Genomic DNA, 255 nt, shown 5'->3' on the forward strand with positions numbered 1-255 from the left:
GTCACGTCATGGAATTCAATGACGCGTCGTGCAGTACGACGAAGGGGTAAGCATGTTCGGAAAACTTACACTCGACGCGATTCCGTATCACGAGCCGATCCTCGTGATCACGGCGCTCGGCGTCGGCATCGTCGGGGCGCTGGTGCTGGGCCTCGTGACTTACTTCGGTAAGTGGAAATATCTCTGGACCGAGTGGCTGACGAGCGTCGACCACAAGCGTCTGGGCGTGATGTACATCGTGGTCGCCCTGGTCAT

At 58.0% G+C, this 255-nt stretch carries 1 protein-coding gene; it reads left to right on the forward strand.

The annotated features are described in order from the left end of the window. Positions 1-52: 52 nt before the first annotated feature. Positions 53-255: hypothetical protein (locus MN204_RS21040; protein WP_249872992.1), on the forward strand; the 203-nt coding region annotated here is incomplete at its 3' end.

The organism is Oceanobacillus saliphilus, assembly GCF_023522835.1.
Classification (GTDB): Bacteria; Bacillota; Bacilli; order Bacillales; family Amphibacillaceae; genus Oceanobacillus; species Oceanobacillus saliphilus.